The sequence below is a fragment of the Parasphingorhabdus sp. W113 genome, assembly GCF_055693205.1.
This window is the reverse complement of sequence record NZ_CM146328.1, coordinates 1,735,740-1,748,813: the sequence shown is the minus strand read 5'-3', so window position 1 is coordinate 1,748,813 and position 13,074 is coordinate 1,735,740. Positions and strand designations below refer to the sequence as shown.

10 protein-coding genes and 1 pseudogene are annotated in these 13,074 nt (G+C 58.1%); 7 read left to right on the top strand and 4 right to left on the bottom strand.

Going from position 1 to position 13,074, the window contains the following annotated elements:
- Positions 1-15: 15 nt before the first annotated feature.
- Entirely contained in the window at positions 16-1,215 is a 1,200-nt protein-coding gene (locus ACZ1GS_RS08295) for an alkane 1-monooxygenase (protein WP_472697985.1), read from the bottom strand.
- Between the two features lie 131 nt (positions 1,216-1,346).
- On the opposite strand from ACZ1GS_RS08295, the gene putP reads away from it, so the two are divergent.
- Positions 1,347-2,831: a sodium/proline symporter PutP gene (gene putP / locus ACZ1GS_RS08290; protein ID WP_472697984.1), complete on the top strand. Its 1,485-nt coding sequence runs from the start codon at positions 1,347-1,349 to the stop codon at positions 2,829-2,831.
- Between the two features lie 239 nt (positions 2,832-3,070).
- Complete coding sequence (locus tag ACZ1GS_RS08285) at positions 3,071-3,373, top strand: endonuclease domain-containing protein (protein ID WP_472697983.1); 303 nt, start codon at positions 3,071-3,073, stop codon at positions 3,371-3,373.
- A 198-nt stretch (positions 3,374-3,571) separates the two neighbouring features.
- Here ACZ1GS_RS08285 and ettA read toward each other — a convergent pair whose 3' ends face one another.
- Complete coding sequence (gene ettA / locus ACZ1GS_RS08280; protein WP_472697982.1) at positions 3,572-5,251, bottom strand: energy-dependent translational throttle protein EttA; 1,680 nt, start codon at positions 5,249-5,251, stop codon at positions 3,572-3,574.
- A gap of 184 nt (positions 5,252-5,435) precedes the next feature.
- On the opposite strand from ettA, the pseudogene ACZ1GS_RS08275 reads away from it, so the two are divergent.
- From ACZ1GS_RS08275 to ACZ1GS_RS08260, 4 genes and pseudogenes are all read left to right on the top strand, one after another.
- Positions 5,436-6,825: pseudogene (locus ACZ1GS_RS08275) on the top strand (M28 family peptidase).
- 3 nt (positions 6,826-6,828) lie between these two features.
- Positions 6,829-7,263, top strand: a complete 435-nt coding sequence (locus tag ACZ1GS_RS08270; RefSeq protein ID WP_472697981.1) for a hypothetical protein — start codon at positions 6,829-6,831, stop codon at positions 7,261-7,263.
- The gene (locus tag ACZ1GS_RS08265; protein ID WP_472697980.1) at positions 7,229-7,507 is read left to right on the top strand and encodes a hypothetical protein; all 279 of its coding nucleotides are present in this window, start codon (positions 7,229-7,231) and stop codon (positions 7,505-7,507) included. The genes ACZ1GS_RS08270 and ACZ1GS_RS08265 overlap by 35 nt, the downstream gene beginning before the upstream one ends.
- A 366-nt stretch (positions 7,508-7,873) precedes the next feature.
- Positions 7,874-8,476: a hypothetical protein gene (locus ACZ1GS_RS08260; RefSeq protein ID WP_472697979.1), complete on the top strand. Its 603-nt coding sequence runs from the start codon at positions 7,874-7,876 to the stop codon at positions 8,474-8,476.
- A gap of 318 nt (positions 8,477-8,794) precedes the next feature.
- Here the strand turns inward: ACZ1GS_RS08260 and ACZ1GS_RS08255 are convergent, their stop codons facing one another.
- Positions 8,795-10,072 (bottom strand): APC family permease, encoded by a 1,278-nt coding sequence (locus tag ACZ1GS_RS08255; protein WP_472697978.1) that lies wholly within the window; start codon positions 10,070-10,072, stop codon positions 8,795-8,797.
- A gap of 200 nt (positions 10,073-10,272) precedes the next feature.
- Positions 10,273-11,355: a serine hydrolase domain-containing protein gene (locus ACZ1GS_RS08250; RefSeq protein ID WP_472697977.1), complete on the bottom strand. Its 1,083-nt coding sequence runs from the start codon at positions 11,353-11,355 to the stop codon at positions 10,273-10,275.
- Positions 11,356-11,495: 140 nt separating this feature from the next.
- Between ACZ1GS_RS08250 and ACZ1GS_RS08245 the strand changes: the two genes are divergently transcribed.
- Positions 11,496-13,070, top strand: a complete 1,575-nt coding sequence (locus ACZ1GS_RS08245; RefSeq protein WP_472697976.1) for a winged helix-turn-helix domain-containing protein — start codon at positions 11,496-11,498, stop codon at positions 13,068-13,070.
- Positions 13,071-13,074: the final 4 nt, after the last annotated feature.

Genomic DNA, 13,074 nt, shown 5'->3' with positions numbered 1-13,074 from the left:
AGCACGATTTGGGCGTCAGGCGGAAGCCGTTTCCACATTTTCGCCCTGCTTTTTCCACCTTTTTTCCAGTTTCGTCCTAGCATAGGGTGCCACATTCACCTTGTCGATATCGCCCCCTGCCCAATCGAGCACCTTGGGGTCCATCACCTTGAAAAATAGCGGTGGGACGTTGGCCATGATGAACATGCCCGGATAGCCATGCGGCAGGCTCGGCAGATTCGGATGGTCGCGCAGCGCCTGATAGGGCCGCAGCGGGTGCGCGTGGTGGTCGGAATGGCGCTGCAGATGGAACGTCATCAGGTTCGAAAAAATATGATTGGTGTTCCAGCTGTGATGCGGCTGGCAGCGCTCATAGCGACCGTCATCACGCTTCTGCCGCAGCAGGCCGTAATGTTCGACATAATTGGCCTGTGACAGCAGAAACCAGCCAAAACCATGGTGGACGAGGATGAAAGGAATGACTTCCCACCCCACCAGTGCACCCATGATCAACGCCGCCGCCAGCGCGATTGCCCAGCCCTGGAAAATCTCGTTATGCAGGCTCCAGAAAGACCGGCCCTTCTGCTCGAGCTTCTTCCGTTCGCTGCGCACGCCGTCCCGGAACACACCGGGTATTTCGCGCAAGGCAAAGCGGAAAATCGACTCGCCTAGGCGCGCGCTGGCCGGATCATCCGGAGTCGAAACCCAGACATGATGCCCGACATTATGCTCGTGCCGGATATGGGTATAGGCGACGACGGCATTGTTCCAGATGGCGAAGCGCTGATCGGTCGGGTCCTGTTTGTGCCCGAGCTCATGACCAAAGGCGAGGCCGCTGCCGCTGATCGTGCCGACGCCAAAAGCCAGCATGAACCAGGACCACCAAGGCAAATCCTGGGTTCCAACCAGGGCCACGGTCGCCAGGAAACTGATCCAGACCGTCGGCACCGCTGCGCGCACCAGCCATTTATAGTGACGATCAGCAGAGAGCTGGGACACCACTTCTTCGGGTGGATTGTGGCGATCTTCGCCAAATATCATGTCGATGATGGGCACCAGGCCAAACATGAACAGCGCCGGAAACAGCGTGGCCCACACGCCAATAGGGGTAAAGTAAAGGGCGACCGAGAGCGCCGGCACCATCGGGAAGAACAGCGACAGCAAATAGAGCCAGCGCTTGCCGTCAGTATAGCGGATTTCGCTGCCGTCTTTCGCTATTCCTGTAAATACGGCCATGAAACACTGCCCCGATTACGCCAATCAAGCCTTGATAATATACGCTTTGAGGACACAGGCAAGTTGGTTCCGCTTTTGGCGCACCGTTGCCGCTCTAGCCAACCATCCTCCTGCCCCCTATGGACCCGGGCATGGAAACCGGTACCTTGATCTCGCTCGCGCTCTATTTTGTCCTGATGATCGCCATTGGGCTTTATGCCTGGCGCAAATCGACCGACAGCAGCGAGGGCTATCTGCTGGGCGGACGCAATCTGCATCCCGCGGTCGCCGCGCTCTCGGCGGGCGCATCGGACATGTCGGGCTGGCTGCTACTCGGCCTTCCCGGCGCGCTTTACGCCACCGGGCTGGTCGAGGCATGGATTGGCATTGGCCTGTTCGCCGGCGCGCTGGCCAACTGGATCTTCGTTGCGCCGCGCCTGCGCGAACAGACCGAGAGGCTCGGCAACGCCCTCACCATCCCGCAGTTTCTCGCCAATCGTTTCCCCGACAAGGCGCTGGCGCTGCGGATGACATCGGCGGTGATCATCGTCCTCTTCTTTGCGGTTTATACAGCCGCGGGACTGGTGGGTGGTGGGAAGCTGTTTGAAAGCAGCTTTGCTGGCCTGTTCGGCGGCGTCCCATTTTTTGGGGGTATGTCCGACTATATGCTCGGCATCTGGATAACCGCCGGCGTGGTTCTCGCCTATACAATGATTGGCGGATTTCTGGCGGTCAGCCTGACCGACTTTGTCCAGGGCTGCATCATGGTGGTGGCGCTGGTGCTGATGCCGGCAGTGGTCCTGATGAATGATGGCGGAACCAGCGCGCTATCGGCAACCCTTACCACCATTGATCCCGATTTCCTGAGCCTGACGGCAGGATTGAGCGTTGTCGGCTTTCTTTCGGCTGTCGCCTGGGGGCTCGGCTATTTCGGGCAACCACATATCATTGTGCGCTTCATGGCGGTGCGATCGGTTGCGGACGTCAAGACGGCGCGCACCATCGGGATGAGCTGGATGGGCGTAGCGCTGATCGGCGCGATCGGCGTCGGAATCGCCGGACGGGCGCATGTCGCGGAAAACGGACTGCTACTCGAAGACCCCGAAACCATCTTCATTCTGCTCGCCAACACGCTGTTTCACCCGCTGATCACCGGCTTTCTGCTGGCCGCGCTGCTCGCCGCGATCATGAGCACGATCAGCTCGCAACTGCTGGTGTCGTCCAGCTCGCTGACCGAGGATTTCTACCGCCTGTTCCTGCGCAAACAGGCCAGCGAGCGGGAAACCGTCAATGCCGGGCGCGTTTTTGTCGCGCTGGTCGCGGTTGCCGCCATCCTGATCGCCAGCGATCCGGACAGTCAGGTGCTCGGGCTTGTATCAAATGCCTGGGCCGGCTTTGGCGCCGCGTTCGGGCCGCTGATCCTGCTGTCGCTGACTTGGCAGCGGATGACGGGCGCGGGAGCGGTCGCGGGCCTGGTGACCGGCGCGGTGGTGGTGATTGCGTGGATCGCGCTGGGCTGGAACGCCGCGTTTATGGGTGGTCCCGGGGTTTACGAGATTATCCCCGGGTTTCTGGCCGCGCTGGCGGCGATTGTGGGGGTTAGTTTGTTGGCACGTGCACCAGTCGAAGCTTGGTAGTTTCGGTCACCGGCCCCTTCTCCCTTGAGGGAGAAGGATACAAAGCCTTATCGCTTCAGCGATTAGGCGACGTTGGATGAGGGCGCCGCCAATCTCGAGCTTTTACACCCTCATCCAGTTCCGACTAGGCAGCACGCTGCCAAGTCTGCACATCCTTCTCCCTCAAGGGAGAAGGTTCGGAGGTGAACACATTGGGAGATAAGAGACTAACACCCATAGCGCGCGCACTTCGTCACAATATGACCGACGCCGAACGCAAACTCTGGTCGCGCATCCGCAACCGGCGGTTGGAGAACATCAAGTTCGTCAGGCAATTCCCCATCGGTCCCTATATTACAGACTTTGCGGCAAGGCAGCTGAAATTGGTTATTGAACTCGATGGCGGCCAGCATAATGCAAGCCAATCGGATTCAGCCCGCACCCAAATTATCGCAGCCCACGGGTACCAGATCATCCGCTTCTGGAACCATGATGTGATGGAGAATATTCGCGGCGTTCTGGAGATAATTGCCCAGGAAATCAAAACCGCGAGGGGTGGGTAATATCCCTCTCCCTCGAGGGAGAGGGATGCGCAGACTTGGCGATCTATCGCCTAGTCGCAGCTGGATGAGGGTTTACTACCTCCGAAAGGCTGTTCACCCGCATCCAACTCCGGCTAACTCGCTTCGCTCGCAAGCCTTCATATCCTTCTCCCTCAAGGGAGAAGGATTGTACAATCTTTCAGCCTCAGCGGGAAAATCTCACCGCGTCAATTTTTTGTACGCCACTCGTGTCGGCCGATCCGCAGCATCACCCAGTCTCCGCCGCTTGTCCTCTTCATAGGCCTCAAAATTGCCTTCAAACCATTCGACATGGCTGTCGCCCTCAAACGCCAGAATATGGGTCGCCAGACGGTCAAGGAAGAAGCGGTCATGGGAGATGACCACGGCACAGCCGGCAAAGGTCTCGAGCGCGTCTTCCAGCGCCCGCAACGTTTCGACATCGAGATCGTTGGTCGGCTCATCGAGCAGCAACACATTGCCGCCTTCTTTCAGCATTTTCGCGAGATGGACCCGGTTGCGTTCACCGCCGGACAGCTGGCCGACTTTCTTCTGCTGATCGGTGCCCTTGAAGTTAAACGCCCCGACATAGGCGCGGGTTTGCACTTCATTCTTGCCGAAGGTGAAGAAATCATGGCCGCCGGAAATTTCTTCCCAGATATTTTTCGATGCATCGAGCGTGTCGCGGCTCTGGTCTACATAGCCGAGCTTGACGGTCTCGCCGAGTTCCAGCGACCCGCTATCCGGGGTCTCCTGTCCGGTGATGATCCGGAACAGCGTCGTTTTACCAGCCCCGTTGGCGCCGATAATGCCGACAATACCGCCGGGTGGCAGCGAGAATTCGAGATTTTCAAACAGCAGCTTGTCACCATAGGCCTTGGTCAGCCCCTTGGCTTCGATCACCTTCGAGCCGAGCCGCTCCGGAGTCTGGATCAGGATCTGCGCTTTGCCGACCTGACGGGTTTCCTGTGCGGCAACCAGATCGTCAAACGACTTGATCCGCGCCTTGGACTTGGTCTGGCGGGCTTTCGGCGACTGCCGCATCCATTGCAATTCGCTCTCAATCGCTTTCTGGCGGCTTTTGTCTTCGCGCTCTTCCTGCTCCATCCGCTTGGCTTTTGCATCCAGCCAGTTTGAATAATTGCCCTCGAACGGAATCCCGCGACCGCGGTCAATTTCGAGGACCCAGTTGACAACATTGTCGAGGAAATAGCGGTCATGGGTCACCAGAATGACATTGCCGGCATAGTCGATCAGATGCTTTTCAAGCCACGCGACGCTCTCGGCATCGAGATGGTTGGTCGGCTCATCAAGCATCAGGATTTCCGGCTTGTCGAGCAGCAAACGGCACAAGGCCACCCGGCGCTTCTCACCGCCGGACAGATCGGTCACCGGGCTGTCTCCGGGCGGACAGCGCAGCGCTTCCATTGCGATTTCGAGCTGGTTGTCCAGCGTCCAGCCATCGACCGCGTCGATTTTTTCCTGCAATGTGCCCATTTCTTCCATCAAGGCATCGAAATCGGCATCTTCCGGCGGATCGCCCATCAGCGTCGAGATTTCATTGAACCGCTCGACCAGATCGGCGACCGGACGCACGCCGTCCATGACATTTTCCTTGACCGTCTTGCTTTCGTCCAGTTCCGGTTCCTGCGCGAGATAACCGACCCGGATGCCTTCACCAGCCCAGGCTTCGCCCTGGAATTCCTGGTCCTGTCCGGCCATGATTTTCATCAGGGTCGACTTACCCGCGCCATTTTTACCGATGATCGCGATTTTCGTACCGGGCAGAAATTGCAGGTGGATATTGTCGAGCACCGGCTTTGGCGCACCGGGAAAGGTCTTGGTCAGCCCTTTCATGACGTAACTATATTGGACAGCCATAATGTTCACTTTCACGTTCAATCCGCTGCCCCCTGGCTTACCGGGCACTGCCTTCAACAGGCAGATTGCGATATCGCTGACGGGCGCGGATATTGGGATTTGTTTGACCGGCTCTCTAGCCAAAGCGCGGCGGGGTCGCAAGAGAGCATTGGCAAACGCCAAAAGGCAAGTTAGGCAGGAGCCTATGAGAACCACGATCACCCTGCTCGCTGGCGCGTCCGCGCTGCTCTTTTCCTCTGTTGCCCTGGCGGAATCCCATGATCCTGCTGCGATGCAAGCCAAGGCGCTGAAAGACACGCTGGCTTATGAGATCACCGAAGGCCTGACGACCGAGGTCGGACCGCGCCAGGCCGGCACCGAAGCCGAAGCCCGGGCCCGCGTCTGGTCGGTCAAGAAACTCAAGGCGCTCGGCTTCAGCAAGGTGCGCAACGAACCGTTCATGATGCCAACCTGGATCTCGCGGGGCGGAGACCGCCTTTGTGACCGGCCCCTATCCGCAAGAGCTCAAGGTAACCGCCCTCGGCAACAGCGCCAGTACCGGCGAAGCCGGCCTTGAAGCGGAAGTGGTCTTTTTCGATTCCCTGGCGGCGATGCAGGCGGTTCCGGATGGCAGCCTGACCGGCAAGATCGCTTTTGTGACCCACAATATGCACCGCTCGCAGGATGGCTCCGGCTATGGCGCCTTTGGCCCCGTGCGTTGGGTCGGACCGGCCGTGGCCTCGAAAAAGGGTGCGGCGGCTTATGTCATCAAATCGGTCGGCACCGACTATCATCGCAACCCGCATACCGGTAATACGGGCTTTCCCGATGGCTTCAAGCCGATCCCGGCGGGGGCCTTGTCCCTGCCCGATGCAGACAATCTCGAGCGGATGGTGAAGCTGGCGGCCAAGTCCAACCAGAAAGTCACCTTGAAACTCACCCTCACCCCGCAAGATATCGGGCAACAGGAATCCGGCAATGTCATCGCCGAAGTGCCGGGCCGGGACCCATCCAGGGCTATGATCCTGATCGCCTGTCACCTCGACAGCTGGGATCTCTCACCGGGCGCCTTTGACGACGCCGCAGGGTGCGGGATTGTTACGGCGGCGGCCAAACAGATCATGGATCATGGTCAACCGCTGCGGACCATCCGGATATTCTGGGCCGGCGCCGAGGAAGTCGGCATCTGGGGCGGCAAGGCCTATGCCGAGACCCGCAAGGGGGACAAGCATGCCATTGCGATGGAATCCGACTTTGGCGCGGACAATGTCTGGCGCGTGAAGTTCAATCTGCCGGTCGGCGCGAAGCCGGTGGAAGATCAGCTTGCCGCAGCCTTGCTCCCGCTGGGCATTGGCCGGGGCCAGACCAAGGCGGGCGGCGGTGCCGATATCCGTCCGATCATCGCCGCGAGCAATCTTGCGGTGATTGACCTCAATCAGGATGGCTCCCGCTATTTTGACTTGCACCACACGCCCGACGACACGCTCGACAAGATCGACCCCAAGCAGATGCGCCAGAATGTCGCCGCCTGGACCACGGTTCTGGCGATTATCGCCAATAGCGATGCCGATTTCACCATGCCGCCCAAGCCCTGATCGATGCGCGCTGCGACCAGCCTTTTGGGCCTTGCCCTGGTGATCACCGCTTGTTCCGAAACGCCGATCGAGGACCAGGGTGACGAAGCCGTGGCCGCCATCGAGAAGCAACTGGAAGGCGACGCGCAGTCGCTGGAAAGTGCCGCCGACGAAGCCGCCAGCATCCTGGAAGCGGAAATTGCCGAAGACCTGGAAAGCGAAGGCGTTGCGACCCCGGTTCCGGTGGCCCCCGCCCCGTTGCCGACGCGCCTGATCGTTAATATTCGGCTGCAGCCGTTAACCAAATCCCGCTATCCCCGTTTAGGAGCGTTTTGCTATCAGACTGGGCAGGACCAGCGCAGCCGTTTTATCGAGCGGCCGCATCATATGAGTTTGGAGGCGACGGATGATCTACGGGGATGCATTGCAAATCGACGCACAAGTCAAACAGGCCAATAGCGGTAATATTGCCTGTATCGTCACGACCATTTCGGACACAATCATCAAGATCCAGTGTTCCGCCCAGCTCAATCCGGACATCGCGCTGATGCTGAAGATTCCCGGCATGAACATCCTTACCGCCAATCTGCTGTGGAAAAAGGAAGACGAATATGGCTGCCAGATCGACTATACCTTCCACCCCGCGGTGATCAAAAGCATGATGGAACGGCTCGATCGTCGGCGCATGGCCACGGTCGGCTAGGCTTTGTCCCCCGGTTAACAGAAACTTACCAGGCCCTGATGGCGACAAGAATCCGTTAATCTCTGCTGATAAAGCGTTACCCGGGTCGCTGCCCGGTCATATTCCGTTAGGATTTCCGTCCAAAAGCCACGGAACAGCAAGCTTCTTATTGCAAAACCGCGCTATTGCCTCGGCACAATGGCCAGCTTGTGCGAGGTGAACCGCAAGCTCCTCCATTTTGGTGGCAACCTTGCTTGCCGCGAACCGCAGACCTGCCTAACCGGAACAAGAACAGCACCAAACAAGAACCATGCTGTTATGCGTTTTGAACCGCGCTCTTGCTCGGATTTTCGGCCCGGACAACAGCCTTATTGTGCAGGAAATATCATGGAATTTTCACATCGCGATATTTTGAGAATTCTCGCAGAAAAACATAAGGTTAGAAAAGACAAGAAGGTTGCTTTTCGGGGCCGGTTGCAGCATTTTCAGCGGCTCGGCTTCCCGTCGGGCATGAATACCGGAAAAGGCCATGTCGCCGCCTATGGCTGGCGCGAGCTTTTTCTCATCGCCCTCGCCCTCGACTATCTCGAAATCGGTTCGACCCCCGACCGGTCGATCAATGAAATCGTCAAATTCGAAGATATGCTGATCTCGGCGGTGGCCAGCGTCGCGGAAGGCCAGCAGGCGGTTGATGATCCCGGGAAGTTCCGCTGTTTTCTGATCGTGGAATTGTCCAATTTGATGCTGCTGAAACATGAAGATGACTGGAACCAATATGTTAAATTGTTATCTTTTAATGATTTACAGCAGATACTTTCTACCGATGGTATCGATAGTTTCCGCTCGCCCTATGCCCTGATCGACCTCCGCCAATTCCTCGCCGCGATATTGGAAGCGGCTTTTGCCAATGTGGCCTGTTCCGAACGCAATATGGTTGCCGATCTCAAAAGCTGGGCGACCGCGCAATTGGATAAGATCCCGAACACATGACCGGTTTCGGTACGCTATCGGTCGCTATACTCTGAAGAGTTCACACGCAGGAGCTGTCTTCTTTTTCGGCATCCTGTCTCTATGTCACTGTATAGATTGAAATCTTTTACCCAATCCGGGTTTCTAGTGTGACCTTCCAATCGGTGCGATCAGTCAAGAGTGCCTGCGGGTTCTCCAGATCACCCCATCCCGCGCTATTCCCGATGTCAAAGAGCCGGCGCAATCATAAGCGTTGGCGCGGGGTGTAGGAAAGCCCGATCAGCGCAATAATGCGGGGTGCGACGAGGGATCTCACCAACCTGAACGGTCTTTCCACATTCAGGCAGCAGGCTTAACCAGCTCGCCCCGCGCTGCGAAAAAATACAGCCCGGTGCCAACCGCCAGGATGAGGCCGAGCATTTTATACGCTTCGGCACTGGCCTGGCTGGCCACCCAAAGCGTCGAAGCAACCGCCAGCAGGGCCATAGGCAGATGCCACCAGATCGTTTTCTGCGCCTCCCTGCCCTGCAAAACCGGCAAAGCCAGCGCCGACAGCAGATACATGACCAGCCTGGACAGCGTGCTTGCGACCGCGAGCGTGGCAAAACCGGCCCACAGGCTGAACAGGATGGCAGCCGCGCCATAGAAGAGGATCGAGACATCCGGCGTCTGAAACCGCTGCGAGACATGCGCAAAGGCGCGGGGCAGCGTGCCCTGCTCGGCCATGCCAAAGGTCATCCGCGGCGTTACGATGCCGCCGCTTAGCGTATTTGCGCCAATCGAGAAGGCCGCCGCGAGCGAGATTGCAATGACGCCCGCCTGGCCCATCAGATCGCCAGCCGCCGCGGCCAACGCGCTTTCGTCCCCGCTGACTTGCGGCGCAATGGCGAGATAGGCCCAGATGACCAGCATGTAGAACAGGGCCACGGCCGCCAATGTGGTGATCAGCGCCAGGGGAATGGTTCGCTTGGGATCCCGCAATTCTCCGGCTGGAAACGTGCCGTTCTCGAACGCCATATAGGCGTAAAATGTCAACAGCACGACGCTTTCAAATTCGGTAAAGGCCGGCAGACTGAGGCCGACCGCCGGATCACGGGTCAGCAGGCCGATGATAATCAGTGCGACCAGCGGCAGGATCTTGACAGCCGTCATGACGCCAAGCGTGCCCACCGACGTGCGCATACCGACCAGATTGACCCCGGTGGTGAAGATGATGAAGCCGATAACCGCGCTGGCCCGCAAAACGGGATCCTCGAGCACCGGAAACAGCACCGCGAGATAAGCGACCGCTACCTGGGTATTGGCGGCCACCGCCACCACGCCCGAAGAATAGCGCGTCCATCCGGACTGAAAACCGGCAAACGGCCCGAAGGCGGCGTGGGCATAGAGAACCGGGCCGCCATGACGGTCAAAGCGGGTTGCCAGCTGCGCGAACACAAAGGTCAGCGGCAGAATCAGCAGCGCGCCAAACAGCATCATCCAGGGCGCAAAATTGCCCACCGCTGCAACCATGATGGCCGGCAGCGCGAAAATCCCGGCCCCGATCATCCCATTGACCGGAAAAAGCGCGGCACCCCAAAAGCCGACGGTGCGCGGCAAGGCTTGCATCTCGGCCATGATTCCCCCTGAATTCCTGCGACAAGCCGGGATAGGAGGGAATGCAGCCACAAACAAGGCGGGTGTCACTGACGATGCCCGAACAAAGGAAAATCTGTTTGCCCAAACCGCGTTATGACCAACTTCCCTCCGTTTTGCTGCGAAGCACGAGCATCAGCAAGGGCGACCTGTGACTGTCATGATTTGGATTGCCCGATAATCTACAGCCGCAATCGCTCCACAATTTCGACATCCAACAATTGCTCTGATTTTTGATGCGCACTTCGCATATTGAAATCGGTTTTTGTCAGGACAAGGCTAACGCCGAAGTCCGGCAGAACATAGACCCGATTCCCGCCATTCCCACTCATATACATGCTGCGAAAACTTGTGTTGCCTACCTTATAGGGCCGCAGCCACCATAAATAGCCATAGGTTTGCCCGCTATCATTGGGCAGAGCAGCATGGGGCTTTGATGATGCCGCAATCCATTCCGGTGACAAGATCATCCGCTCCGCCACCGCGCCATTGGATAGCTGCAATCGCGCCAGCTTTGCAAGACCAGCGGTTGTGAGCTTGAGTCCGCCCCCCATGTGCAACTGCCCCGCCCCCGTTCGCGGCCATTCAAACCGCGTCAGGCCGATGGGCTTGAAAATCTGATCTTCGACATATTGGGAAAAGGATATCCCAGTGGCCCGTTCGACCACTTGTCCAAGCAGCTGCACGCCGGCGGTGCAATATGCAAACGCCCGCCCATAGGGCGTATCAGACGGCTTCTGCGCCCAGGACGGGTAATCGCGGATTGGCAAATCGAGAAAGAATTTGGACCAGTTCTCGACGAGATACATGCGTTCTTCATTGCCGCGGGAATACTGGTTCCAGTCATCGCATTCGAGCGGGCCGGACATGGTCAGAAGGTCCTCAACCGTGATGGCCAACTTGCGCGGATCCGGGTTTTGAAACGGTGCGATATCGGAAAAATATGGCGCGACCCGCGTATCCAGTGTCAGCTTCTTGTCAGCAATTGCCCGGCCAACAGCCATCCCGGTGACCGTCTTCGTCACCGATCTTGTGTTGTGCAGCGTTTCCGCCGCCGCGCCGTTGAAATAATTTTCAAAAACCACTTGGTCATCCGCAACAATCATCAAGCTCGTGACCGTGCCATATTCTCCCGCCGTTATTTTTTTCGTGAGCTCTTCACTGTCGGCCGCGGTCCAGTCTAATCGCGGCTCGGCATGGGCGGATTGCACCATCACGCTCAGGGCAACGGTGGCAATGGCTAAAAAACGCGCTCGTCTTCTCATGATTCATTTCCTTTGTCGGACAATGGGATTGCTCTTGGAAATTGTCTTGCTACCGAACGCATCTCAGGTCATTTGAAGATAGGTGAACATTTCTGAAACCAGCCTTCAAAGCGCTGAAAAGGGGTGATAGTCGATCACTGATGACTCATGAAATCCGCCTTGATGATCTTGTCATCGACCTGCGTCTGCGGTCGGTGAAGCGGGGTAATGCAACTATCCGGTTGCCGGAGTTGAGCTTTGATGTCTTGGCACTGCTGATAGAAAAGGCGCCCTCCCCGGTCAATCCGGAAATGCTCATTCAGGATGTTTGGAAAACAACCCATGTCAGCGGCGAAACCATTGCGCAGCGCATCACTCTTTTGCGCAAGGCATTGGCCGATGACCCCAGGAAACCGCGCTATATCCGGACGCTGCGCGGCGCGGGATATGCCATCGCCGTCCCGCTGGAGCGCGACGCCGGGATCGGCAAGCCTCGACGCGGCCTTGGCAGCGTTACTAGCCGTCCGATCGAGCTGGTCCTGGCGGTATTGATGGTGATGGCGGCCACTGGAACAGCGGTCTTTATCTATTCCGGTATGGAAGAACAGAAATCTCTCGCGACACCATCGGAAAGCTCGAGTGCCAGCCGTCTGATCCAGCGTGCGCGGGATCAGCTGAAGGTGCAACAAGCGGAGGAAACAAACCGGGCCATCGCCATGTTGCGCCAGGCCATTGGTCTCGAACCCAAGAACCAGAACGCCCGGATTAGCTTGAGTTTTGCCCTTTCCACCCGAGCGACGAAATTCCGGTACCAATCCACTGACGTTTCGGAAGCCGAAAAACTGGCTCGCGAGGTCCTGGAAGAAAACGACACGATCGGCAGCGGCTGGCACGCGCTTGGCTATGCACTGGATGCTCAGGGCCGCATCGAGGAAGCCCTCGCCGCCTATCAGCGGGCCTATGAACTGGATCCCGGCGATGCCTCCGCGCTTTCGAGCGCCGCTTATCTGCAATCGGTTCGCGGGCAGCTATATGAAGCACTATTGCTCGAGGCCCGAGCCTTCGAATCGGACAATCCGTCCCGCTACGCCGAAATTCAGATCGGCAAGGCACTGGACCTGATCGACGATCCTGCCATGGCGCGGTGGCGGGCGCGGGCCAAATTGCTTAACCCGGAAGAATCGGTGGTCGTTGGCGAGTTTGCCGAAGCCTTTTTGCGGCAGCAAAAACCCGTGGACGCCCGCAAATATATTGCTGAAAATGGCGGCGATCCGGATTCCTCTCCACGGCTTTTGCGATTGCTGGGCCGCGCCTTGCTGATGGAGGGGGACCGCGTCGGCGCGCGATCGCTATTGGAAAAAGCCAAGGGCGAAGCGCGCTACGATCTTGCCGCGCTCAACCGTCTGGAGGGACGCACCGACCAAGACGCGGAATTAATTGCCGATTCTGAAGAGACTATGCGTCAGGGCGACAGCTGGCCTGAGCTTCGCGTCAGACTGGCTGAACTTTATGCAGCGGATGGGGACACGGGCACGGCATTGCAATATCTGTCCCACGCGGTCGATTTGGGATGGAGAGATGCAGATGCGATCACAGCGTCCCCCTTCCTCAAACCGGTCATTCAAACGCCGCAATGGGATCAGTTGCGACAGCGGATTGCGCGCCAGCTTGCGGCGCAAAAGCGGCTAATCGGGCAATCTGAGGACGTTCAGCGCCTGATTCGGAAACGCTTTTGAAACT